Source organism: Methanimicrococcus hacksteinii, from assembly GCF_032714515.1.
GTDB lineage: Archaea > Halobacteriota > Methanosarcinia > Methanosarcinales > Methanosarcinaceae > Methanimicrococcus > Methanimicrococcus hacksteinii.
The window spans coordinates 12217-35773 of the sequence record NZ_JAWDKC010000032.1 but is presented as its reverse complement, the minus strand read 5'-3'; the positions used below and the strand labels follow the sequence as shown (position 1 = coordinate 35773).

Sequence of the window (23557 nt, the reverse complement as noted above, 5' to 3'; positions counted from 1 at the left end):
ATTTCAAATCCGTTCTTATTTATCGGATGAAATTATCATGAATTATTGAAAACAATTCTTTCTCTGAAATCAAAAAGGTGAAAAAATGGAATTTTCGGAATTTACCCAAGACCGCATTCCCGATTTAACGGAAATGTTCATTCATGCTTTTAATACGCCTCCGTGGAGTGACAATTGGACGCACGAATCTGTTTCTAAAAGACTGCATCAGCAGACAAGCTCTCCTTACGATTACGGTTTGATCTGTGAAATCGACGGAAACGTCGCCGGTCTTATCATCGGAAACGAAGAGCAGTATTGCGATGAGATTCACTTTACGATCAAAGAATTCTGCACCGGCATTGATTTCCGCGGCCGGGGACTCGGACGAAAAATGATGTCCGAACTCGAAAAACGCTTAAAAGAAAGAGGCATTGACAAAATCTTTCTCACAACCATCCAAGGCGAAGGAACCGTCGGCGTTTACCGCAAACTCGGCTACGGCATCTCCGGCGACATGGTTATGATGGAAAAAGAAATTTGAAGTTTTTTACTTTTATTTTTATTTCTTGTTTTTGTTTTGTTTTTGCTTTTGTTTTTGTTTTATTCATTCAAACCCGAATCCGATTTTTCATACTTTTTTGAAATTGATGCAGCTCGCGCGCGGCGAACAGCAGACAGGGACGGCAACAGCAGCGGGGCGGCGACAGCGGACGGCGACAGCACAGACAGCGACAGCAGCAAACGGCAGCAGTAAGGTAATCTGTGCCCACGCTCGCGTAGCGAGCGGATGTGATAAAAATAAGCAGATGCACGCAGTACGAACGCTGACTGCGGCGGCAAAACATCGGAACGCAACAGCAAACATCGGACTGCAGAGACAGACCGAACAATGGCAGCAGTAAAAGCGCAAAAGGACAGACTTCTCAAATAAAAAGAATGAAAAAAGAGAGTCAAAAAAGAATGAAAAAAGAGAATTAAAAAAGAGAATGAAAAAAGAAAGTAAAGAATGAAATTGAATTATTCGCTGTCAAAATTCGAAATCAAATTTTCCAGCTGGATTCTTTCATTCGAAGCTTGTGAAAGCCGGCTGTCGCAGTCGGCGATTTGAATCAGACGTTTCGCGGTTTTTGCTTCATCGCCGTGTTTTTTCTCATCGTTCAAAACAATGTTTTCAAACTGTTCCAAAATTTCGCTTCCGGTCATGCCGTCGTCAATCAAAAGCGCATCCAGTTTGCCGCGCGCTTCCATGAAATTTTTGTCTTCCGAGACGGCTTTGAAAAGCTCGGCCGCGCCGTTCTCTTCATCCAATTGGAATTGCATCTGAATCATTGAAACCGTGAGTTCCGTTCCGATTTCCTGCGCTTCTATCAGCGCGGTTTGCAGGATTTCTAAGGATTCTCCGACATTGCCGTGCGTCTGATACGCGATTTCGTAGAGAACGTCTTCTTTGATGCTGAAACCTTCTTTTTCAACAACAGCCTGCATGAACAAAACAAGTTCGTCAGGCGTTACGGGGCTGAAGAAGAGTGTCACGCCTCTTGAACGCAGCGGCGGAATTATTTTTGAAACGCTTTTGGAAGACAAAATAAAGCGGCAGGTTCTGGAATATTTTTCCATAATCCGGCGCAGTGCCTGCTGTGCTTCCATCGTGAGCGCTTCGGCCGAGTCGATGCAGATGATTTTATAATCCGCGTTCATCGGCGCGATTGCCGCATATTCGTTGATGACGTCCTTAAAAATGTTGATCACGCTTTTTTGAATCTTTTTCGGGTCGTCCGTTCCGAGAATTCTGTAAAAACGCGGGTCTCTGACAAGATAATTTTTGCCCTGTTCAAAAAAGTCCGAGGCGTTGAAATAAGTGAAATTCAATTCCCTTTCATCGCCGTAAAGCTTCCCGGCAAGCGCAAGCGCCGCCGACATTTTGCCCGAATTTTCCGGACCGAATAAAATGAGGTGCGGAAGCGTTCCCGACGCTGTCAGACTCTTTAAAGTCTCAATCGTTTGACGGTTTCCGAGAATTTCGTCAAACGATTCGGGGCGGTATTTAAGGGTCCAAACATCTTTCATTTTATTCTATTCCCAAATTCGATCCGATAATAAAAAAACTTTTGAAATTTCAAAATTTATTTGATTCAAACAGATTTTAAATCCTGTCTTTTAAATCCTAATCAGAATTAAAAACCTAACTTTTGAAATTCAAATTTTAATAATTCTTAAAAATCAGAGAAACGAATGATTTGATTCGTTTTGAATCTTTTCATTCGTTTTATTACTTTTGTTTATTTCCGTTTTTCTTATTGTTTATTTTCGTTTTTCTATTGTTTATTTCCCGTTTTTAGTTTATTTCCGTTTTTCTTATTTTTCAATTTTTGACCATTTCCTGTTTATTCGGTCATTTTTTCATCAACCATGCCGCGTCTTGTCAGCAAATATTTCAGAACGGCCGCATACGCGGGACGCGCAATCAAAACGCCGATGAAAACGCCGGCAATCGTAACAATTGCAAAGCCTTTCAATGTTCCGAATCCGAGGAAAACCAGCGGCGACATCGCAATAACCGTTGTCGCGGCGGCGCCGAAAATGATCATAAAGGCCTTTCCGATACGCGACGAATAGACTTTTTCCGACGGCATTTTGCCTTCGTGAACGACTTCCTCGGTGATGATCACCAAATGGTCAATGCCCGTTCCGATGACCGCGATAATACCGGCAATCGACGCCAAATCCAGTTCCTGTCCGATAATGACGGCCAGTCCGAGAAGCATGACCACTTCGCTGATGGAAGTCGCAACCATCGGAATGACAATTTCAGGACGTCTGTAATGGTTGTATATGACGAGCGCGACTGCGAGAATCGCAATCAAGCCGGCCAAAATCGCGCCTCTCAAAAAGCCCTGTCCCAGCGTTGCGTCCACTTGTCCGGCGCTGACAATCTCGACATTGACCGGCAAAGCGCCTGCGCGCAGGTGAATCTGAAGCGTCTGCGCTTCTTCGCGCGAGCTTGTTCCCGCCTGCCAGGAGTAAATCGGCTGGCTGTTCAGCTGAGATGCCGCGCTTTGGCTGAGCGGCGCGTTGTAAACGATATCCCCGTCCAGCATCATTGCAAGCGGGTGCATGTTCGGGTTCACTGTTGCGCCTGTGCTGACGGCAACCTGCTGAAGCGCTCTGGCACCGGCTTCGTTGAGCGTGAACGGCACGTAATAAGCGCCTGTAGACGGATCCTGTCCGACGACGCCGACACTTTCAATCGAATCGCCGTAAAGAACGTGCGCGGATTCTGTTCCGGCTGTTTGAATCCGAATTTCGAATTTGCCGGGCGTTTCAACCAATTTTCGGGCATCCGCCAAATCCACGCCGGCGAAATCAATTTGGATGTATTCGTCGCCGATGGACCGGATCGGAAGATCCTTCACGCCCAAACCGTTGCCGAGTTTGCTGTTCAAAACATCAATCGTTGTCTGAACGGTTTCTTGGGTTGTTCCGTCACGGTAAAGCAGGTTTCCGGCCGAATCTTTTAAAATGCTGCCGCCGACGGCCTGCATGTGTCCGGAAAGTTCTCCCGAATTTGTCGCGGTCCGGATTTCGTATTCCGTTCCGTTCGAAAGCGCGTACGGGACGACTTCGGTATTGTAAACGTGAGACAAATAAGAGGTTATGAATCCGACTTTCGAAGACGTGACATTCACCTGCGAGCTGCCGCCTGTCGTGCTGACATGAATATCGTTTGTGCCGAACAAATATTCCAGCCGGGTTTTGTTGACCGGCTCTGCCGTCCGGAAAGTGACGTACGCCGACCCGTTGTCGAACACGGTTGAGCTGACAATTTCAATGCCGTCTTTGAATTCCGACGCGGCCATCATTTTGACAATGTCGCGCGGCGCGGCGTCCACTTGAGCGACGGCGCCGTTTAATTTCAAATAAATGGTGGATCCGCCTTCGATGTCTAAGCCGTAGTGAATGTTCGTCATTCCTTTGTCCGAACTCCACGGGCCGATCGGGACGAATATTGCGGCAACGGCAATCAAAAGCGCGGCAACCAGCATAATCACTTTGTAATCCTTGTAAAGAGGCTTGTCTTTTTTCTCTTCGATCATGCGCGTCTGCCTCCTTTCTTGGATTTCGTTTTCGGGTGCGTTATGTACGCCCGAAGGATGCCGGTGTTCAGGAACCAGGTGTTTAAAATGTCAGCCAAAAGGCCGATTAAAACAATCAGTGAAATCTGGGACAAAAGCGGAATCGGCGGGATCCCGGGAATAATGTAGTGCGCGAAGGTCGAGACGATGAACATGACGAAAAATGCGGCAACGGTTGTCGTTGTCATCAAAAGGCCGGTTTTCATGGCGCCGGCGATTTTGTCGTCCAGATTGCCGCTTCGCTTCAGCACTTTGTTTGTCAGCAGAATGTCACTATCGACCGAATATCCGATAAGCATCAAAAGCGCCGCCACTGTTCCGAGCGTCAGTTCAATTCCGAACAAATCCATAAACGCAATCGGGATGATGATGTCAGATGCCGCCGACAAAATGACGGCAAGGGACGGAACGACTTGGCGGAAGAGAATAAAGACAACAACGGCCATTCCGATGAATGACAAAACAACTGCAAGAAGCGCTGTTTTCTGCAGCTGCTCGCTGTATATCGGCGCGACTTGCCGCTCTTCAATGTCTTTAAATGCCGAATTGCTTCGTATTGACGCCGATAAAGCGCCGTACGCGTCGTCTTCCATCTGGCTGAATTGAAGAATGGCGCGGTTTCCGGAGATGCGGATATCGTTGAGCGGATATCCTGAAAACATATCTTCGAGCTGTTCTTCCGTCAGTGTGGTTGTTACCGAGAATTGCGTTCCGCCGACGAAGTCCATTCCGAGAGCCAACGGGCTTCCGGTTTTGAGTGTCGTAAAAGCGATAATGATGAGCGCAACGGCCAAAACCGCTAACGGGATTGCAATCAGTTTTTTATTCTCCGTCTTCTGAACAAACGGATGAATATAATTGTAGAGGCTGAATTTCATAATCAATCCCATTTATTTTCTATTTCTTTTTTATGTCAATGTCAAAATAATCACGATAAAATAATCACGATAATACTAATGAACAATACTAATGAACAATATAATAAAGACAATACTAATGAACAATACTAATAAAGACAATACTAATGAATAATACTAATAAAGGCAATACTAATAAAAACAATACTAAATAATTAAAGTCGGATAAAAGAACATTTCTTTAATTTTCAGATAATTTATATATCTTTGTCTGCCTTGTTCTTTGTATGTCTGACGAGAGCCTGAATGCCGAAAGATTAACGGCGGACGAGTACTTTGTTGAAATTGCGACAACGGTTGCCAAGCGCGCTACCTGTTTGCGGAATAAAGTCGGCGCTGTCATTGTTCGTGACAACCGCATTTTAACGACCGGCTACAACGGCGCGCCGCGCGGCCTGGCTCATTGTTTGGATATCGGCTGCATTCGCCAAAAGCAAAACATTCCGTCCGGAACGATGCACGAGAAATGCCGCGCCGTTCACGCGGAACAAAACGCCATCATCCAAGCCGCCGTCCACGGCGTTCAAACATCCGGCGCAACGCTTTACTGCACGCATCAGCCCTGCATTCTCTGCACGAAAATGATTATCAACGCAGGCATTAAGCACGTGATTTATGTCAACGCTTATCCGGATCCCGACTCCATGGGATTCTTCCAAGAGGCGGGCGTAACGGTCGAACAATATCGGCCGAAAGCTTAACCTTTTTTGCGCTGTGTCTCGCGCGCGAGCTGCACCAATTTTAATATGAATCAAACCCGGAGCTGCGTTTCTTCAGGGAATGGTTAATCGGTACCGGATTTCTTAAATTTAAACAAACTTAAAATCTGATTCCGTTTTTTTCAAATTTAAAATCCGGTTATGTTTTTTTCAAAATTTTATTTTTTATTTGAAAACCTCTCCAAATTTCAATTTCGCTCGCTCCGCTCGTGAAATCTGAAATTTGGAGCGGGGTTTGATTTATTATAATCTTCAAACATCGTTTTTTAAAAGCTCGTGAAAAATCGAACGCCGTCTTTTTCTTGATTTTTTGATTTTTTGTTTTATTTTTTGTTTTTCGGATTTTATCGGGCGTTCGGATTTATTTGATTTTGAAAAATGGATGTTTGGTTTTGAAATCCATCAAACCCGACTCTAATTTCCGAATTCGGCTGACGCGAAGCGGAAGACGAATCGGAAATTAGAGAGGTTTCTAATGCAAAAAGAAAAAGAAATGAAAATCCGTTTACCGCTTTTTTTTCAAATTTAAAATCCTGTTCCATTTTTTCAAAATTTTATTTTTTGTTTGAAAACCTCTCCAAATTTCAATTTCACTCGCTTCGCTCGCGAAATCTGAATTTTGGAGCGGGGTTTGATTTATTATAATCTTCAAACATCGTTTTTTAAAAGTTCGCAAAAAAACGAACGCCGTCTTTTTCTTGATTTTCTTGATTTTTATTTTTTGTTTTGTTTTTTGTTTTTCGGGTTTTATCGGGCGTTCGGATTTGATTGATTTTGAAAAACGGATGTTTGGTTTTGTAATCCGTCAAACCCGATTATGAAGTCGTGTGAATCTTTTTATAGAACGGAATGCTTTTATTCGGACAGATTGTTTGTTATGAAATCAAGAGCGGTCACGCTTCGGGAGCTGATTTGAAATGGGTGTTGCCATCGGTGATTTATTGGAACGGGAAGAGATTTCCCGGGCGGATCTGAAAGGAAAGATTGTTGCGTTTGACGCTTATAATGTGATTTATCAATTTATTACAACCGTTCGCGGGCGCGACGGAAAGCCGCTGACCGACATGAACGGGAATCCGACGTCTCATCTCTCCGGCGTTCTTTACCGGACGGCAAGTTTTGTCGAAGACGGGATTAAGCCGGTTTTTGTTTTTGACGGCATTCCGCCGGAACTGAAAGCGGAAACGCTGGACAAAAGGCGCGAAATCAGAGAAGCGGCTCATGAAAAATGGACGGACGCAATGGATCGCGGAGATACGGCGGACATTTTAAAATATTCCCAAGCCGCTGTTAAGATTGACCCGCAGGTTGTGGAAGAATCCAAAATGCTGCTTTCCATGATGGGAATTCCGGTCGTTGAAGCGCCGTCTGAAGGCGAAGCACAAGCTTCGTACATGGCAAACAAAGGCGACGTTGATTTCGTTTCGTCACAGGATTACGACGCATTCATTTTCGGCGCGAAAATCGTCATTCGGAATCTGACCGTTTCCGGAAAACGCAAACTGCCCGGAAAAAGCGTTTATGTGGATGTTTTGCCCGAAAAAGTCGATCTTTTTAAAAATCTGGAGCGGCTCGGCATTACAAAAGATCAGTTTATCGATCTCGCGCTTTGCGTCGGAACAGACTTTAACAAAGGAATCGACCGCGTCGGCGCCAAAACCGCGCTGAAGCTGATTAAAGAATACGGCAGCTATGAAGCGATTTTAAAATCCAAAGGATTGGAAGACCAAATTGACCGCTACGCCGCCGCCAAAGATTTCTTTCAAAACCCGCCGACAACAGATGATTATACAATTCAGTGGACAAAGCCCGACAAAGAAAAAATGATCGAGTTTTTATGCGCCAAACGCGATTTCTCGGAAGAGCGCGTCACGTCCGCCTGGCAGAAAATTAACACGGCGTTTGAAACAAAAACAAAACAGCCGACACTGGATCAGTGGTTTTGATCGGGATAATGGTTCTGATCGGGAATAATAATTCTGATTGGGGATGGTGATTCTGATTGGAATCAATGATTCTGATTGGACTGTAAATTTTTCATTCCGGCGATTCATTTTTATTTGATTTATTAATTTGATTGACTTTAAGATTAATTTGATTGTGAAATTTGAAGATTATTTATTGAGTTTGTTTATGGTTTATTTATTGAGTTTGTTTATTGAGTTTGTTTATGACTTATTTATGAGTTTATTTATTGATTCATTATTGATTTAATTCAGAGGAAAAAAATGTCTGATATTTTTGAAATTGTTGAAAAAGATGCCGCCGGAAGAATCGGCCGCTTAAAAACGCCCCACGGCGTTGTTGAAACGCCGACGGTCATGCCGGTGATCAATCCGAATCTGCGGATTGTCGAGCCTTCCGAAATGCGCGATTTCGGCGCCGAGATTCTCATTACCAATTCTTACATTATTTACAGCAAGCCCGAGCTTCGTGAAAAAGCGCTCAAAGACGGCCTTCATGAACTTATCGGCTTTGACGGCCCGATCATGACGGATTCTGGATCGTTCCAGCTTTCGGTTTACGGCGATGTCAATGTCGAAAATCATGAAATCATTGCTTTTGAACAGGCGATCGGAACCGACATCGGTGTTCCTTTGGACATTCCGACGGCGCCCGATGTCCGCTACTCTCAGGCGGCTGAAGAACTTGAAATCACAAATGAACGGCTTGCCGAAGCGCGCCGATTGGTTGAAGAGCGCAGAATGCAGGCGGCCGAGAACGCTGCCGCCGGCCTTGAAAAACAGCGCGGGGACGACATGCTTTTGGCCGGCCCGATTCAAGGCTCGACCTATTTGGATTTGCGCGCAAAAAGCGCGGAATTTGTTTCCGGTCACGATTTTGATGTCTGTCCGATCGGCGCGGTCGTTCCGCTGATGGAAAGCTATCGCTACGAAGATTTGGTCAACGTGGTTGCCGCCGCGAAAAAGAATCTGGACCCGACGGTTCCGGTGCACTTGTTCGGCGCGGGCCACCCGATGATGTTCGCGCTCGCCGTTGCACTCGGCTGTGACCTGTTCGACTCGGCAGCCTACGCGCTTTACGCCAAAGGCGGCCGCTACATCACGGTAAACGGCACCTACCAGTCGGACCGCCTCAAATATCTGCCCTGCTCCTGCCCGGTCTGTTCCAAGAACACGGCGGAAAGCCTGAAAAAAGCGGCGAACAAAGAAGAGCTGCTGGCGCGCCACAATTTGTATGTCACGTTTGAAGAAATCCGTTTGATCAAACAGGCGATTCATGACGGAAAGCTGCTTGAACTGGTCGAACTGCGCTGCCACTCTCACCCGCAGATGGTGAGCGCGCTCTCAGCGCTTTACGATCATTCGGAATGGCTGGAAGAATGCGACCCTGCCGTTAAGTCGACGTTCTTTGAGTGCAGCGCCGAGTCCGCCCGCCGCCCCGAAGTTTTGCGCTATTCCAAGCGCTTAAACCGTTTTTCGCTTTCGGGAAAAGTCTTGATCCGCCCGCAGAAATTCAGCAAAAACAATCAATACGGCCTCAAAGACGCCGATTTCAATCATGTTCTTTACTTTAAGCCGCCGTTCGGTGCCTATCCCGCCGAGCTTGAAGAAAATTATCCGTTCAACGCGGAAGTTCAAAACCGGCCGAATGCGCTTTCATTAAAGACGGCGATTGAAAATACGATTGCGCTCATCCGAAACAATCCCGAAGCGGAATTTACGTTCGTCAAAGGAAAGCGGTTGAATGCGTTTGACGATTCTTATTTTGAAGAATTGGGAAAAATCTGCAAAATTGAAACTTCGGTGAATCAAATAGAAGAAGAAGACATCACAGAAGACGTTGAATAATCGGATGAGGAATAATTTTCTCATCTGTTTTTCATTTCTGTTAATTATTAATCTCATTTCTGTTTGTTGTTATTTTCTTTCTTTTTTTGAATGTCTTGAATTTGCGCAATTGTTGGCAAATACTTTTAAATAATTCTGTTGTTACTTTGGTTTACATTCTACACGCTTTATGTAAATTTTAAATTTTGATGTTTTTGATATTTTTGATTTCACGCATTCATGCTGTTCATCATCTCATCATAAAAACATAAAAATACGGATTGGATTAATCCGGCGTCGGGGCGCCGGGTCAGGTGATACTTTGTCAATAACGAGTAAATTTAAGGCCTATTTCACATTTCTTCGGCCGCCGATCATGTTTATGGATATTACGCTTCCGGCTGCCGCAGCGATTCTTGCCGCTTACTTTGCAACCGGCGCGCTTCCGGAATTCCTGCCTTTCGTTTTGGCAACCATCGGCGGATTCTGCGCGATTACCAGCGCTTATACTTTTAACGACGTGATTGACATTGATATTGACGCAATCAACCTGCCCGACAGACCGCTTCCGTCTCAGGAAGTCACGCAGAAATCGGCTTTTCTTTACGCGCTTCTTCTCGGAATTATTTCGGCTGCCTGCGCGCTTTACTTAAACCCCGAAGCATTTGCAATCCTGATACTCGCAACAGCCGTTATCACGCTGTATACTGTTTATTTCAAAAGAAACACACCGTTCAGTTTCATTCCCGTCGGCATCGCTTACGGTTTGGTTCCGGTCGGTATTTGGCTTGCCATTGATCCGGCAGGCATTCTCCTGCCTTCCGTCAGCCCGTATCTGCTTCCGCTGCCCGGCCTTCTCTTCGGATTGATGATTTGCATGACCGACTGGGGCTTTACCCTTGCCGGCGTCTGCCGCGACGTAGAAGGCGACCGCGCGAAAGGCGCGCCGACGCTTCCGGTCACTTACGGCATTCCGATGACTTCCAAATTCATTTTAGTGATTTGGATTGCCGGCGTTTTGCTCTCTCTTGCAATCGGCTGGACGGCAGGACTCGGTCCGCTTTATTTCATCGCCGCTTTGGTTTCCGGCGTTTGGATGATCTGGCGCTGCCTTCGTTTTATCAAAAACCCCGAGCCCAAACTCGGCGGAAAATTGTTCGTCGAAGGATCCAATTACCGCGGCGTTATGTTTTCAGCCATGATTATTGACGTTCTTCTCCTGATTTACACAAACGGATACACGGGGCTGACAACGCTTCTTTTCGGCGCTTAACGGAATAAATAAAAAGCACGAAATTAAAAACGCATAAATAACAGTAAAAACGATTTTATCATACATTTAATCATATTTTTTCATTCAATTTTTATATTCATATTTTTGGCAGAGGCGATTTATATGGCAATCAAAACAGATATCGCAGTCATCGGTGCATCTCCCGCCGGTTTGATGGCTGCCCGTTATGCCGCGCTCGGCGGCGCGAAAGTGATGCTTCTTGAAAAGAAAGAAGAAATCGGAAAAGACCCGCATCCGGCAAACTCGGTTTACAAAGGCATGATGGATATCACGGGCGAAAAAGTGGATCCTTCTTACGTTGTTCACAACCTCAAAGGCATGAAAATTATTTCTCCGAGCGGCCACAAAATTAAAGTCAAAACGCCCGGCTACGCGCTGGATAAAGGCGCTTTTGACAGATTCTATGAGCAAAAAGCACTTGCCGCCGGCGTTGAAATCAAAACAGGAACCGAAGTCGTCAATCTGAACCGCAAAGATTCAGGCGTTGTTTTAAAAACATCTTCCGAAAATTCCGATGTCACCGACCGTGTCAAAGCCAAAGTCGTCATTATCGCAGACGGCATTTTGTCCAAAAACGCACAGATGGCGGGGCTTCAGACAATGAAGCATCCCGAAGACATTGCCTGGGGAACCGAATTAACCATCCGCTCCCCCGGAATCGGCGAGGCGGACTTCGCCGACTATTTTGTCGGAAGCCACGCCCCCGGCTGGAAATCCACTTACCTGCCGCGCGGCGGAGACGAGGCAGCCATCGGCGTTTATGTCCGCCATTTCGGGCAGGATATTTCTTCTTTTACGGATTCCTGGATTGCCCGCTTTAAAGATTTAAAAGGCATTTCCGATGACGAATTTGAGATTGTCGAGCGCAAAAGCGCGGGCGATCCGATTGTTACAATTCCGGGACAAACTTATACCGATAACATCATGGTTGCGGGCGGCGCTGCCGGACAATCCGGTATCGGTTATGCGATGCATGCAGGCCAAATCGCCGGAAAAGTCGGTGCCATGGCGATTGCCAAAGGCGATTATTCCGCGCGCACGCTTTCCAAATACCGCTCCGACTGGCGCAGTTCTCTTTACACGGAACACGTTTTCGGCCGTCTCGGCCTCGAAGCGCTGCGCAAAATGGAAGACGATGAAATCGACGAATTGTTCGAAGTCTTTGAAGACGAAGACGTTTCTTCCCTGATCAAAGGAAACACGGTCAACCAAGGCCTTTCCGTTTTGTCGCTCATGCTTCAGAAAAAACCTTCTTCCTTATTGAAAGCAGGCGTTCTTTTCAGAAACAAATGATTTTTCAAAACAAATGATTCTTCAAAAACAAATGATTTGGGTGGCAGAATGAAATATCCGATTTACAAAAACCCCGTTTTTCGGGTTGATATTGAACCGGCCGCGGACGTTACAAAAGTGGCGGCCGGCGGCGTTCTGTCCCCTGTTTTGAAAAAAACGGTTTCTTCGGAAATGTCCTTCTTTGACAATGAAAAATACGTCGCCGAACTTTCCGAAGCCTCTGATTCCTCTTTTTCAAGTTATTTTGACCGTTACGGAAACGCGCTGATTTATTCGACATGGATGCCGCCGATTCCGTCTCCTGCTTTCAGCCGGATGGTCAAAAGCCGCATGTCGGCCGCCGTCGGGCGTTACCGGCCCGAGCAGGTGACCATCTCCATTACGGAGGAATGCCCCAACAGGTGCCTGCACTGCGCGCTGCCGAACAAAAACAATCATTCCAAATTAACGCCGGACGAGACGAAAGATGCCGTTGATCAGGCGATTCGCGCCGGCGCGACAAACATTATTTTTGACGGCGGAGAACCGCTCGGCTATGCCGGTTTGGAAGATCTGATTTCTTATGTCAATCCCGATCTGGCGATTGCCTGTATGTTTACTTCCGGCGTCGGGCTGACCGAAGAGAAAGCCGAGTCGCTTAAAGGCGCGGGTCTTTATTCCGTCAGCGTCAGCATCGACAGCCCGTATGAAGAAAAGCACGATTATATGCGCGGCGTTCCGGGCGTTTTTCAAAATGCCGTTTCCGGCATTCAAAACGCTCTTTCGGCAGGTCTTTTGGTAAATATGTATGTCGTGCTTGCCCCGCATAATGTTTATGATTTGGATGCCGTTTATGATTTGGCAAAAACGCTGGGCGTTCACGAACTTTCGTTTTATGAAATCGTTCCGACAGGCCGGTGGATTGACAATACAACCGATATTTTAACCTCCGAGCAGCATGAAATTTTCAAAAATTTCGTTGAAAAATGCAATGCCGATCCGGCGGGTCCTAAATTGTTTTCGGGACCGCTTGTCATCAATGAATTCGGCTGCATGGCCGGCCGGCAGTGGATGCACATCACGCCCGAAGGCGATATTTTGCCGTGCTCATGTGTTCCGATTCCGTACGGCAATGTCAAAACCGGGCCGAATGCGGTCTCGGCCGCCTGGAAGAAAATCCGCGCCGATCCGGCTTACCGTGCGGGAAAAGGCTGTTTGATGCGCGACTCGGATTTCCGTGAAAAATACGGTGAACAATTCCGATAACCGTAAATAGCGGCAGAATAAATACTGGTGTGGGGAGAAATCATGGAACCGTCGGAATTTTTAGACATTTTAGGCAATGAGAATCGGCGCAAAATTTTGGGATTGCTTGCCGACCGTCCTTATTTTGTCAGTGAAATCTCGACACGCCTCGGCGTTGCCCCGAAAGCCGTTATCGGCCATCTTTCTCTTTTGGAAAGTTCCGGTTTGATTGAAAGCAGCGTTGACGACCAGCGCCGCAAATATTACAGCATTTCAAAAAGCCTGCATTTGGAAGTTTCCGTCTCGCCTTATTCTTATTCCGTTCACGTCAATAACATCAAATTGGAAATTCCGGACGAGCCTGTTTATTCGCTTTCCGTTTCATTCGGCGCCGATCAGAAAAAGACGGGCCGCCGCAAAAAGCGGGGGAAAAACAGAACGCTTCCGACCGGGCCGGTCATTCATTTGGCATCTTCTTACAAGGATATGCCCGAAGGCGGTTTTAAAATTGAAATCATCGGGCCGAATCATCCGGAGTACGGTCACGTCGGTTTGCTTTCCGGGGCGGACGGCAAATATTTGTCGTCGGGAAAAGACGAAACGCTTTTTGACGCAAACACTGAGCGATATTACGAAGAGGAACTCAATACCGTTTACGACGAATCCGAAAGCAAGAAAAAAATTGAGCCCGAACTTATTTTTCCCGATCACGGCCCGAACAGTCCGAACGGCTCGAACGGTCCAAACGAAGCCGGTCCAAATGATCGAAAAGATTCGGGCGGTCAAAATTTGAATGATTCGGAATCCATGAACTCCGGTTCAGGAAACCTCAAAAGCCGCGAAGGATTCTTTTTGTCTAAAATTTTTGACGTTCGCGACGATTTGGCGGATTTATGGGATGAGCAGGAAGAGCTTTCTCGTATGCAGGAAGATATTTCCATCCGGCAGAATCATTTGATGCGCTCTTTTGTTCATTATGCGACGCAGCTGTCGGAAGACAAAGTTGATTTGGATATTCTGTTCCGCCTGCTCAAAGAAGATATGAATGCAGCTGATCTCTGCCACGCAACGGGCCATGCTCCGGCTCTGGTTCTGCCGCGGCTTAAAGTGTTTGAAGAAAAGAAAATGGTTGAAAAATATCTTCAGGACGGCGATTTTGTTTGGCGCCTTAAAGACGGCAGTGATATTTAATGCCTCTTGCTTTTTCTTTTATCGTTGAAATAATCTAAAAAATACAGATATACTCAAAAGTCTTATCATTTTAAGTATAATTGTATTTGTGCATCCAACATCGAATTTAAAGAGATTTATCTGTTCGTTAAAAAAATAATCAATAATTCAGATATCTGAATGTAATTGATTTTATTCTGCTTTTCTCTCTTTCGGAGCGTTTGTAAATTTCCGGTCAAAGTCCGGGAAATTATCGTAGTTGGAAGCCAGTTCTTCGTAAATCTGGTCATGACGCGGGCTGATGATAATGATGTGCGCCGGCGGGTGAATTTTTTTCAAATTGCTGATTGCCGCTCCCGGAGGAGTTTCTAATCTGACAAGTGATGCCGAACAGCATTCTGTTTTCAGCGTGACGCTCATAACACTTGTTAAGATTTGGTCCGCATACTTTGTCGCGATATTTTTCGGATTCTCGCTGAACTGCATGTGACCGTATGTTTCTAAATCGTGTAGCGCAATTTTGACCTTATCAGGGTCATCTGCCCGAATTAAAGCGAAAGATTTCATTTTTCCACCATGTGTAATTAAACTGTTATTGTACCAAAACACCACACTTATTCTCGTTTTTGTTTTTCGGACCGAGCCGTTTTTTACCCTGATCCCTTTGTGGCTGTCTGATTTTTACCCTTACAGAAGTTTTTAAGTTTTTAAGTTTTGAAGTTTTTTAGTCTCCGTTGCCGTTTTTTTATACCTTCATATTTCGTTTTTTCCCCATTTCCAAAATGGTGGTTCGTATTTTGAAATTTCAAAGACACACATTCTATTTGTGCTATAATACGATAGACGAATTGAAATTTAAACTTTTTCTGTTTTTTTGAATTATCTGTCATTATAATTTCTTATTTATCATGACAATTTTAATTCAATCATTATATTTATTTCGTTATTTTTGCGTATTTTGCATCCTTTTTTGATATATTATTACAATTATTTTTTAAAAACCGATGTAAATTAAATCCAATTGTATGATTTTTACGCCGAATCTATAATGAATTAAAATTTAAAAATGTCGGTTTAAATAATTTCAAAATGTTTTTCCGTTTTAAATTTTTATCCGACTGTGAAATCAATTCGAAAATCAATGTGAAATCAATGCAAAATCAATTCGATATCAATGTGAAACCAATGTGAAATCAAAAGGTATATTTATCGTCATTGAATTCTTTTACGCATATTTGAACTTAATATTTCGGTGACTTGAAAATGACCACGGAAAACAACATGCAGGAAAAAGCTTCAAAAGCAAAGGCCGCTTCCGTTCTTTTGGCAAACGTTTCAACTTTAAGCAAAGACCGCGCGCTTGAATCGATGGCAAAAGCGCTTGAGCAGAACAAACAGCGCATTTTTGACGCGAACCGGAAAGATTTGGACGCCGCCGAAGAAATGATTGAGAAAGGCGCGATGTCAACGGCGCTTTACGATCGTTTGAAATTAAGCGACGCCAAATTCAAAGACATGGTCTCAGGCATCCGCGATGTCGCCAAACTGGAAGATCCGGTCGGCAAAACACTTTCAACGCTTCTTTTGGACGACGGCCTGACGCTTTATCAGGTCAGCTGCCCGATCGGCGTCATCGGCGTGATTTTTGAAGCGCGCCCCGATGTTGTTCCCCAAGTCATGTCGCTTTGTTTAAAGAGCGGCAACGCGACAATCTTTAAAGGCGGCAGCGAAGCCAAGAATTCCAACCGTGTGCTTTTCGATGTTCTTGTCGAAGCCATGGCAGATGCGGGCGACATTCCCGTCGATGCTTTCCAGCTTGCCGAAAGCCGTGAAGACGTTGCCGAGATGCTGAAATTGGATCAATACATCGATCTGCTCATTCCCCGCGGCTCCAACGAATTCGTCAAATACATTCAGGACAACACACGCATTTCCGTTCTCGGCCACACGAGCGGCATCTGTCACGCCTACGCTGCCGAGTCGGCCGACTTGGACACCGCATACACAGTCTGCCTGGACTCCAAAATCCAATATCCTGCCGCCTGCAATGCGATTGAAACGCTTTTGGTCAATGATAAAATCGCCGAAAAATTCCTTCCCGAAATGTCGCGCATTTATCAGGAAAACGGGGTTGAGCTCCGTTTTGATGACGCTTCTTACAAAATCGCGGAAAATGCCGGAATTTCAAATTTGAAGAAAGCAACAGATGAAGACTGGGACACCGAATACAATGATTTGATTCTCTCCATTAAAATCGTGAGCTCCGTTGACGAAGCCATCGCGCATATCAATAAGCACGGCTCTCACCACACCGATGTGATTCTTTCAACCGATCCAAAAGAAATCGATAAGTTCGCAGGACTCGTGGACTCGTCAAGCGTTATGATTAACGCGTCTTCCCGGTTTGCCGACGGTTTTCGTTACGGCAAAGGCGCGGAAGTCGGCATCAGTACCAACAAAATCCATTCCCGCGGACCTGTCGGCATGGAAGGGCTGATGATTTACAAATACATTCTCTCCGGCAGCGGCCACGTGGTCAAAGATTACGCCGGCGACGGCGCAAAGTCTTACAAGCATGAAAAGACGCAGGAAAAGTACTGCAGATTACAGTAATGCAAAAATGACTGCACAAATGCGAAAAAGGAAATTGTTATGCAGAATAAAGCAAAAGATGCAAAAGACATAAAAGAGGCAAAAGGCGCAAAAGAGGCCAAAGGCGCAAAAGAGGCAAAAGACCGGAAAACGCTGTTTAAGGATGTCTCCCGCATTGTCATTAAAATCGGGACAACTTCCGTCATGCCGGAAAATTCCGCCGTCAACACGGCTTTTTTGGAAAGTGTCGCCGCGCAGATTGCGGCGCTTTTAAAAGAAGAAAAAGAAGTGATTGTCGTCACTTCCGGCGCGATTGCGGTGGGCTTGAATATTCTCGGCATTCCGACAAAGCCGCGCGAGTTTCCGATCCGTCAGGCAGCATCCGCTGTCGGCCAGGGTGAACTCATGCGTTACTGGAGCGAAGCTTTTCACAAATACGGTCTGACATCGGCGCAGATTCTGCTTTCCTATGACTTTTATTCCGACCGCGTCAAATATCTGAATCTTCGGAACAGTATCGGAACACTTCTTGAATACGGCGTCGTTCCGATTGTCAATGAAAACGACAGCACCTGCACGAATGAGGTGGATGCGGTTTTCGGCGACAACGACCGCTTATCGGCGATGGTTGCCAGCAAAATTGAAGCGGATCTGCTGATCTTGCTTTCGGACATTGACGGGCTTTACGATAAAAACCCGAAGCTGCATGAGGATGCCGAATTGATTCCGTTTGTTGAAAAAATCACGCCCGAAATTGAAAAGTACGGCGGGGATCCGACGAGTTCGAAAGGGGTCGGCGGTATGCGAACGAAAATCACCGCGGCAAAAATCGCGGAAAAATCCGGATGCCATATGATTATTGCCAACAGCCAAGTCGAAAACGTCATTCAAAGAGCGGTTTCGGGCGAAGAAATCGGCACTTTGTTTTACGCCGGAAACGGCAATGTTTCCAATAACAGAAACCGCTGGGTTCTTTTGTCCAAATCTTCGGGCACTGTTACGGTGGACCGCGGCGCGATGGATGCTTTGATGAAAACAAGCGGACTGCTGCCGAAAGGAATCGTTGCAGTGACGGGCGATTTTGAGCGCGGCGATGTGATTGACATCGAATGCGGCGGCGCTGTTTTTGCAAAAGGCATTACGGATTACAATGCGGAAGACATTCAGAAAATCAAAGGCCTCCGCACCGATGAAATCGAAGGCGTTCTCGGACGCAAAGATTATGACAATGTGATTCGAAAAGAGAATTTGGCGGTTTTAGATTAATTCGACTGTTTAATTCATTCAATTCATTCAATTCCATCATTCAATTCATTCAATTCCATCATTCAATTCATTCAATTCCATCATTCAATTCATTCAATTCCATCATTTAATTCCATCCATTCAATTCCATTTATTCAATTTATTCATATTATCAAAAAGAAAGAAAAAGAGACAAATCATGACGCTCAATGAGAAAAAAATCGGTTTTTTAGGTGCCGGCAAGATGGCATCTGCAATCATTAAAGGACTTTTGAAATCCGGCATCGCGCCTGAAAATATTTCTGCCGGCGAACGCTGGGCGCCCGCGGCCGAAGCGGCCCGCAAGGAATTCGGCATTTACGTGACGGACGACAACGCGGATGTTGTTCAGCGTTCCGACATTTTGCTGATTGCCGTCAAGCCCAAAGACATTGAAGACGCGCTTTCAACAGCCGGCGACACAGACAACAAGCTTTTCATTTCAATTGCGGCAGGCGTTACGATTGAAACGCTTGAAAAGATGGTCGGCATCAAACCCCGCGTGATTCGTGTCATGCCCAACATCTGCGCGACCGTCCTTCAAAGCGCGACCGGGATCAGCCGCGGCACAAACGCGACGGATGAAGATGCGGCGCTTGCCATGGAAATCTTTTCGGCTGTCGGCGTTGCCATGGAAACGCCCGAAAGCCTGCTCAACGCCGTGACCGGCCTTTCCGGCAGCGGTCCGGCTTACGTTTTCCAAATTATCGAAGCGATGGCTGACGGCGGTGTCTTTGCAGGCCTTGACCGCAAGACGGCGCAGACACTGGCGGCGCAGACCGTTCTCGGTGCCGCGGCCATGGTCATTGAAACCGGACAGCATCCGGGCGAACTCAAAGACATGGTTTGTTCTCCGGGCGGCACAACAATCGAAGGTGTTGCCGTTTTGGAACACAAAGCTGTTCGCGCCGCATTCATGGACGCTGTGATTGCAAGCGCCGAAAAGTCCGAGCAGCTCGGCAAAAAGAAGTAATCAAACGCGGCAAAAAGAAATAATCAAAACACGGCAAGAAAAAGTAATCAAAAGTAATGTCAATTTGCATCGCTTGCGCCCGCGCGCAAGCTGCAGAATTTCTTAAAAATAAATAAAATTCAGGTTTGTTTTTCAGAAAATAAAAAAAGGAAAATAAGTTTTCGGCTTATTTTCTTTTCACAAAGGCGATGTCTCCCAAGGTGGCGCCGTTTGAGCTGCCTTTTTGGAACGTCTCACCGGTTTCTAATGATTCCGTCAATTTGATGTTCAGTTCTTTTTCAAGCTTTTTCATCACGGATTCTTCGGGGTGGATTTCTTTGCGCTCGATTTTCTTAATCAGAGACGCTTTTTCTTTGATTTTCAGCGCCAGATCTTCCTGACTGAGGCCTTTGGCTTCACGCGCTTTTTTAATGACGGCGTCATAATCCTCGACCAGTTCGTTTTCAAGACCGGCAAAATAATTTTTCGGCTTGGCCTTCGGGGCGTTTCCGTAACCGCTCTGCGGCGCGTAACGGCTGGGCGCAGGCGTTCCGTAAGCTTTTCCGATTTGATTGGGCGGTCTTTTTTCAATAACCGTTCCCAATTTTGTACATTCCGAACAAGCTTTAAACTCGGCGCCTTCAACTTTTACGGCTGTCGTCGGAAATTTCGTTTTTTTGCCGCAAATTTCACATTCATAAGATTCCATCGGATTCTCCGTCCTTTTTTAATTTGTCTACAGATTAATTGTACGTATTTTTTTTAGGTATGAGTAAGTAAAATTCAATTCATTTTAAATTTTTGGTTTGCCAAAAGTCCGCGGGATGAAATCGGCTCAATCGAGAATTTCATTTCTAAAAAACAGCGAAGATGATTTTACGATTCAGCTTTTATTTTATTCATTCCGATAAGTTCTAATAGGTTTGTAATTTCAGAAAAGTATATATTTTCATGCAGCGAATTTTAACTTATTAATTCAATCTGAAAAACAGTACAGCTTGTCAGAAAAGCGGTGATTATTCTGCCGCGGATGCCGGCGTTATGCACGGCAATACAGAGGAGTTTAAAAAATGGAAAAAATGGTTAAACCGAAAGGAAAGCCCGTTTTCCCGAATCCGGAAAAGCGCGCGTCTGATGCGGACGGCATTGGTATGTCCGAATCCGAACTTGATTCAGAAATTGAGCGTCTTTCGGCGGAACTGAAAAAAGCGGAGACACTTTTGAAGCGGACGAAAACAATTTCGGCGCAGAGACTCGAAGAGCTCAAGACTTTGAAAGAGTCGGCCGCTGTTGAAAAGAAACAGCTTCTGGAAGAGGTTGAAAAAAGCCAGGAAATTTATGACGCGCTTCAGGCGGATTACAATAAACTTCTTGAAGAGAAAGCTGAAATTCAAACATCTTTTGAGAAATCTAAAAATGAACTTGCCGCAGCCAAAGAAAATCTGAACGATACGCGCAGCGAGCTTGTCAAAAGTCATAAAGAATTGCGTGTGACGCGCGAGGAAGTGATTATTTCTCAGGGCATTATTCAGCAGCTGGAATCTCAGAAGAAGTCTGTCGAATACGATAAAATTCATTTCGAGCGGGAGACCAAGCGTCTGCGCATTGAATTGGATCGTATGAAGACGACGCCGCTTTTGATGGGAACGGTTGTGAAGATGATTGATCACGATCATGTTGTCATCCGCAGCTCGGCCGGCCCGCAGCTGGTGGTCAGCGCGCCGTCGGACCTGACCGAAGCGCAGCTTGCGCCCGGCACGAATGTCGCGCTCAATCAGCAGACGTTCTCGATTGCCGAAGTTCTGCCGGTCTTGGAAGAGCCGGAAGTGTCCGCGCTTGAGCTGATTGAATCGACGGAAATTACTTATGATCAAATCGGCGGTCTCGGAGACCAGCTTCGCGAAATCCGTGAAGTGGTTGAGCTGCCGCTCATCAAACCCGAAATTTTTGAACGCATCGGCATTGATCCGCCGAAGGGCGCGCTTTTGTACGGCCCTCCCGGCACCGGCAAAACAATGATTGCAAAAGCGGTCGCCAACAAGACGAATGCGACTTTCATCCGCGTCGTCGGCTCCGAACTGGTTCAAAAATACATCGGCGACGGGGCGAAAATGGTGCACGAGCTTTTTGAAATGGCTCAGAAAAAAGCGCCTTCGATTATCTTTATCGACGAAGTGGATTCGATTGCTTCCCGCAGAACGGATGACACAACCAGCGCCGACCGCGAAATTCACAGAACGCTCATGCAGCTTCTCGCGGAAATGGACGGTTTTAACCGCCGTTCAAATGTGAAAATCATTGCCGCGACCAACCGCCTGGACATTTTGGATCCGGCGATTCTGAGACCCGGCCGCTTTGACCGTATGGTCTTTGTGCCGCTTCCCGATGCCGACGGCCGTGAGACGATCTTTAAGATTCACTCCGGCAAAATGACGATTTCCGATGAAGTGGACTTTAAAGAACTTGCCAAGATGACGGAAGGCACCAGCGGCGCCGACATCAAGGCCGTTGTCACCGAAGCCGGCATGTTTGCCGTCCGCGGCGAAAAAACATCTGTTGAAAAAGCGGACTTTATTGACGCGATTCATAAAATTATGGAATCCAAGAAAAAGGAAGAATTGCCCGTTCCGGAAAATATGTTCTATTGATTTTTCCGGATTTCATTTTTTCTTTTTTCTGTTTTCTCTTTTTTCTTTGTTTTCTCTTTCCCGAGTGTGCCTCGCGCGCGATCTGCATCATTTTTTTAAAAATCAAACACAGATTTCGTTTTTAAAATTCAAATTGACGGTTCGGTTTGTAAATCTCTTAAAACTCTCAAAATTCTTAAAACTCTTGAAACTTCGGGAGCCGTTTCTTTTGTGTGACGATAACTTTTTTAAATTTTTAGTGTTTAATAAATTCTTCATCTTATAGGAATTATTAAATATTTCAGAAACTTATTGATTCCATTTATGATTTAATGATTTGATATTTTTGTTCATCATTTCATCTTTTACATGCGGATTCGGAAGCGTCACACGAAATCGACTCCGTTTTTTGATACAACACAGAGGTTCACACATGAAATCCATCGTAGAAGAAGCATTAGCCAGAAGCGCCCGCGAAGACCGCGGTGAAGCGCCCCGTTATTCTCCCAACGTCAATCTCCAGGGCGAAGAAGTGGACGAAGAACTGCGCGCTTTTTTGGAAGGCTTAAAGACAAATATTAAAGTTATCGGCTGCGGCGGCGGCGGTTCCAACAGTATCCAGAGAATGCTTGAAGAAGGCATTTCCGGCGCCGAGCTCTATGCCGTCAACACGGACGCTCAGCACCTTTTAAAGATCGGCACCAACAAGAAAATCCTTATCGGCAAAAAGAAGACACGCGGCCTCGGCGCAGGCAGTCTCCCGCAAGTCGGCGAAGACGCGGCCATCGAAAATGTCGATGACATTCGCCACGCTGTTGAAGGCGCCGACATGGTTTTCATTACAACCGGTCTCGGCGGCGGTACAGGTACCGGCTCCGCGCCCGTTGTCGCCGAAGCCGCACGCGCGGCAGGCGCACTCACAATTGCTGTTGTGACCTTGCCGTTCGGCGTTGAAGGTATTGTCAGAAGAACAAACGCGGAAGCAGGTCTTGAAAGACTCCGCGATGTCGCTGACACCGTTATCGTTATCCCGAACGACAAATTGATTGAAATGGTTCCGAAACTTCCGCTCCAGGCCGCTTTTAAAGTTTGTGACGAAGTTTTGATGCGCGCCGTTAAAGGCATCACCGAATCCATCACCGAAGACGGTCTTGTGAACGTCGACTTTGCCGATATCCGCACCATTATGCAGAACGGCGGCGTTGCCATGATCGGTCTCGGCGAAGCATCCGGCGAAAACAAAGCGGTCGAATCCATCCAAAAAGCACTCAGAAGCCCGCTTTTGGACGTCGACATTTCCGACGCGACATCCGCGCTCGTTAACGTTATCGGCGGCCCGGACATGACGATTGAAGAAGCACAATCCGTCGTTCAGGAAGTTCACAACCGCATTGACTCCGGCGCCCGCCTCATTTGGGGTGCCAGAATCGATCCGAAACTGGAGAACAAGATTCGTACAATGATTATCGTGACCGGCGTTAAATCCTCTCAGATTTACGGCCAGGGCAGCGGTACATTCATTACCGCAAAATACGGCATTGACTTTGTCGAGTAATCTCGGCAAATCAATTCTTTTCTT

Annotated in this window: 19 protein-coding genes; 13 read left to right on the top strand and 6 right to left on the bottom strand. The window is 46.0% G+C overall.

Translation table 11 applies throughout. The annotated features are described in order from the left end of the window. Positions 1–85: 85 nt before the first annotated feature. Positions 86–523, top strand: a complete 438-nt coding sequence (locus tag MmiAt1_RS08990; protein WP_318786547.1) for a GNAT family N-acetyltransferase — start codon at positions 86–88, stop codon at positions 521–523. A gap of 59 nt (positions 524–582) precedes the next feature. Here MmiAt1_RS08990 and MmiAt1_RS08985 read toward each other — a convergent pair whose 3' ends face one another. From MmiAt1_RS08985 to MmiAt1_RS08970, 4 genes are all read right to left on the bottom strand, one after another. Further along, complete coding sequence (locus MmiAt1_RS08985) at positions 583–843, bottom strand: hypothetical protein (RefSeq protein WP_318786546.1); 261 nt, start codon at positions 841–843, stop codon at positions 583–585. Positions 844–999: 156 nt separating this feature from the next. Beyond that, the gene (locus MmiAt1_RS08980) at positions 1000–2049 is read right to left on the bottom strand and encodes an AAA family ATPase (protein WP_318786545.1); all 1050 of its coding nucleotides are present in this window, start codon (positions 2047–2049) and stop codon (positions 1000–1002) included. 317 nt (positions 2050–2366) lie between these two features. Further along, entirely contained in the window at positions 2367–4076 is a 1710-nt protein-coding gene (locus MmiAt1_RS08975; RefSeq protein ID WP_318786544.1) for a preprotein translocase subunit SecD, read from the bottom strand. After that, positions 4073–4993: a protein translocase subunit SecF gene (locus MmiAt1_RS08970; protein WP_318786543.1), complete on the bottom strand. Its 921-nt coding sequence runs from the start codon at positions 4991–4993 to the stop codon at positions 4073–4075. Before MmiAt1_RS08970 ends, MmiAt1_RS08975 begins: the two co-directional genes overlap by 4 nt. Before the next feature lie 266 nt (positions 4994–5259). Between MmiAt1_RS08970 and MmiAt1_RS08965 the strand changes: the two genes are divergently transcribed. From MmiAt1_RS08965 to MmiAt1_RS08935, 7 genes are all read left to right on the top strand, one after another. Further along, complete coding sequence (locus MmiAt1_RS08965; RefSeq protein WP_318786542.1) at positions 5260–5733, top strand: deoxycytidylate deaminase; 474 nt, start codon at positions 5260–5262, stop codon at positions 5731–5733. Between the two features lie 935 nt (positions 5734–6668). Then, a complete protein-coding gene (fen, locus tag MmiAt1_RS08960) occupies positions 6669–7697 on the top strand; it encodes a flap endonuclease-1 (protein WP_318786541.1) in 1029 nt (342 codons plus the stop codon). A gap of 282 nt (positions 7698–7979) precedes the next feature. After that, positions 7980–9563: a tRNA guanosine(15) transglycosylase TgtA gene (tgtA, locus tag MmiAt1_RS08955; protein ID WP_318786540.1), complete on the top strand. Its 1584-nt coding sequence runs from the start codon at positions 7980–7982 to the stop codon at positions 9561–9563. A 355-nt stretch (positions 9564–9918) separates the two neighbouring features. Continuing rightward, positions 9919–10815 (top strand): UbiA family prenyltransferase, encoded by an 897-nt coding sequence (locus MmiAt1_RS08950; protein ID WP_318786539.1) that lies wholly within the window; start codon positions 9919–9921, stop codon positions 10813–10815. A gap of 123 nt (positions 10816–10938) precedes the next feature. Next, positions 10939–12129, top strand: coding sequence for an NAD(P)/FAD-dependent oxidoreductase (locus MmiAt1_RS08945; protein ID WP_318786538.1), 1191 nt, complete (start codon positions 10939–10941; stop codon positions 12127–12129). A gap of 48 nt (positions 12130–12177) precedes the next feature. Beyond that, positions 12178–13374: a radical SAM/SPASM domain-containing protein gene (locus MmiAt1_RS08940; RefSeq protein ID WP_318786537.1), complete on the top strand. Its 1197-nt coding sequence runs from the start codon at positions 12178–12180 to the stop codon at positions 13372–13374. A 42-nt stretch (positions 13375–13416) separates the two neighbouring features. Beyond that, positions 13417–14544 carry an ArsR family transcriptional regulator gene (locus tag MmiAt1_RS08935; protein WP_318786536.1) on the top strand — a complete coding sequence of 376 codons (1128 nt, stop codon included), beginning with the start codon at positions 13417–13419 and terminating at the stop codon, positions 14542–14544. Between the two features lie 171 nt (positions 14545–14715). Here the strand turns inward: MmiAt1_RS08935 and MmiAt1_RS08930 are convergent, their stop codons facing one another. Beyond that, positions 14716–15090, bottom strand: coding sequence for a DUF356 domain-containing protein (locus MmiAt1_RS08930; RefSeq protein WP_318786535.1), 375 nt, complete (start codon positions 15088–15090; stop codon positions 14716–14718). A 696-nt stretch (positions 15091–15786) separates the two neighbouring features. Here MmiAt1_RS08930 and MmiAt1_RS08925 point away from each other — a divergent pair. The 3 genes from MmiAt1_RS08925 to proC all read left to right on the top strand — a co-directional run bounded on the left by MmiAt1_RS08925 (position 15787) and on the right by proC (position 19372). Next, positions 15787–17136, top strand: coding sequence for a glutamate-5-semialdehyde dehydrogenase (locus MmiAt1_RS08925; RefSeq protein WP_318786534.1), 1350 nt, complete (start codon positions 15787–15789; stop codon positions 17134–17136). Between the two features lie 39 nt (positions 17137–17175). After that, positions 17176–18381, top strand: coding sequence for a glutamate 5-kinase (proB, locus tag MmiAt1_RS08920; RefSeq protein WP_318786533.1), 1206 nt, complete (start codon positions 17176–17178; stop codon positions 18379–18381). A gap of 178 nt (positions 18382–18559) precedes the next feature. Next, positions 18560–19372 (top strand): pyrroline-5-carboxylate reductase, encoded by an 813-nt coding sequence (gene proC, locus MmiAt1_RS08915; protein WP_318786532.1) that lies wholly within the window; start codon positions 18560–18562, stop codon positions 19370–19372. A 166-nt stretch (positions 19373–19538) separates the two neighbouring features. Here proC and MmiAt1_RS08910 read toward each other — a convergent pair whose 3' ends face one another. Beyond that, positions 19539–20060 (bottom strand): multiprotein bridging factor aMBF1, encoded by a 522-nt coding sequence (locus MmiAt1_RS08910; protein WP_318786531.1) that lies wholly within the window; start codon positions 20058–20060, stop codon positions 19539–19541. A 361-nt stretch (positions 20061–20421) separates the two neighbouring features. On the opposite strand from MmiAt1_RS08910, the gene MmiAt1_RS08905 reads away from it, so the two are divergent. Together MmiAt1_RS08905 and ftsZ are read left to right on the top strand one after the other, a co-directional pair. After that, positions 20422–21999 (top strand): proteasome-activating nucleotidase, encoded by a 1578-nt coding sequence (locus MmiAt1_RS08905; protein ID WP_318786530.1) that lies wholly within the window; start codon positions 20422–20424, stop codon positions 21997–21999. A gap of 412 nt (positions 22000–22411) precedes the next feature. Further along, positions 22412–23533 carry a cell division protein FtsZ gene (ftsZ, locus tag MmiAt1_RS08900; RefSeq protein WP_318786529.1) on the top strand — a complete coding sequence of 374 codons (1122 nt, stop codon included), beginning with the start codon at positions 22412–22414 and terminating at the stop codon, positions 23531–23533. Positions 23534–23557: the final 24 nt, after the last annotated feature.

Coding starts and splice junctions, on each gene's coding strand:
- MmiAt1_RS08940 (WP_318786537.1), top strand. CDS start 12,178: ATGAAATATCCGATTTACAAAAACCCCGTTTTTCGGGTTGATATTGAA.
- proC (WP_318786532.1), top strand. CDS start 18,560: ATGACGCTCAATGAGAAAAAAATCGGTTTTTTAGGTGCCGGCAAGATG.
- fen (WP_318786541.1), top strand. CDS start 6,669: ATGGGTGTTGCCATCGGTGATTTATTGGAACGGGAAGAGATTTCCCGG.
- tgtA (WP_318786540.1), top strand. CDS start 7,980: ATGTCTGATATTTTTGAAATTGTTGAAAAAGATGCCGCCGGAAGAATC.
- MmiAt1_RS08925 (WP_318786534.1), top strand. CDS start 15,787: ATGACCACGGAAAACAACATGCAGGAAAAAGCTTCAAAAGCAAAGGCC.
- MmiAt1_RS08945 (WP_318786538.1), top strand. CDS start 10,939: ATGGCAATCAAAACAGATATCGCAGTCATCGGTGCATCTCCCGCCGGT.
- MmiAt1_RS08970 (WP_318786543.1), bottom strand. CDS start 4,993: ATGAAATTCAGCCTCTACAATTATATTCATCCGTTTGTTCAGAAGACG.
- MmiAt1_RS08930 (WP_318786535.1), bottom strand. CDS start 15,090: ATGAAATCTTTCGCTTTAATTCGGGCAGATGACCCTGATAAGGTCAAA.
- MmiAt1_RS08965 (WP_318786542.1), top strand. CDS start 5,260: ATGTCTGACGAGAGCCTGAATGCCGAAAGATTAACGGCGGACGAGTAC.
- MmiAt1_RS08950 (WP_318786539.1), top strand. CDS start 9,919: ATGTTTATGGATATTACGCTTCCGGCTGCCGCAGCGATTCTTGCCGCT.
- MmiAt1_RS08935 (WP_318786536.1), top strand. CDS start 13,417: ATGGAACCGTCGGAATTTTTAGACATTTTAGGCAATGAGAATCGGCGC.
- ftsZ (WP_318786529.1), top strand. CDS start 22,412: ATGAAATCCATCGTAGAAGAAGCATTAGCCAGAAGCGCCCGCGAAGAC.
- MmiAt1_RS08905 (WP_318786530.1), top strand. CDS start 20,422: ATGGAAAAAATGGTTAAACCGAAAGGAAAGCCCGTTTTCCCGAATCCG.
- MmiAt1_RS08990 (WP_318786547.1), top strand. CDS start 86: ATGGAATTTTCGGAATTTACCCAAGACCGCATTCCCGATTTAACGGAA.
- MmiAt1_RS08975 (WP_318786544.1), bottom strand. CDS start 4,076: ATGATCGAAGAGAAAAAAGACAAGCCTCTTTACAAGGATTACAAAGTG.
- proB (WP_318786533.1), top strand. CDS start 17,176: ATGCAGAATAAAGCAAAAGATGCAAAAGACATAAAAGAGGCAAAAGGC.
- MmiAt1_RS08910 (WP_318786531.1), bottom strand. CDS start 20,060: ATGGAATCTTATGAATGTGAAATTTGCGGCAAAAAAACGAAATTTCCG.
- MmiAt1_RS08980 (WP_318786545.1), bottom strand. CDS start 2,049: ATGAAAGATGTTTGGACCCTTAAATACCGCCCCGAATCGTTTGACGAA.